Annotated in this window: 1 protein-coding gene; it reads right to left on the bottom strand. The window is 69.8% G+C overall.

Going from position 1 to position 341, the window contains the following annotated elements:
• On the bottom strand, positions 1-341 hold a 341-nt coding region (locus PUR61_RS01635; RefSeq protein WP_329874843.1), incomplete at both ends, for an ABC transporter permease.

The raw sequence follows: 341 nt of genomic DNA, 5'->3' as shown, positions 1-341 counted from the left end.
GTGGATCGGGACGAAGGCGCTGGAGAGGAGCGGCAGCAGGATCATCGGCAGTGCGTTGTTGCTGGCGGCCTCGGCGTTCGGGCTGATCAGACCCATGCCGACGGCGATCCAGGTGAACGCCAGGGCGAAGAGCACGAGCAGCCCGAAGGCGGCCAGCCACTCCAGGGCGGTGGCGTCCGTGGACCGGAAGCCGATGGCCACGCCGACGGCGCCGACGAGGACCACGCTGGCGACCGACTGCAGCACGCTGCCGACGACGTGTCCGACGAGCACCGACGGGCGGTGGATCGCCATCGTGCGGAAGCGGGCGATGATGCCCTCGGTCATGTCGTTGGAGACGG

Origin of the sequence: Streptomyces sp. BE20 (genome assembly GCF_036322525.1) — a bacterium.
Classification (GTDB): domain Bacteria; phylum Actinomycetota; class Actinomycetes; order Streptomycetales; family Streptomycetaceae; genus Kitasatospora.
The sequence above is the reverse complement of the archived record's forward strand: the minus strand, read 5'-3'. Positions and strand labels throughout refer to the sequence as shown.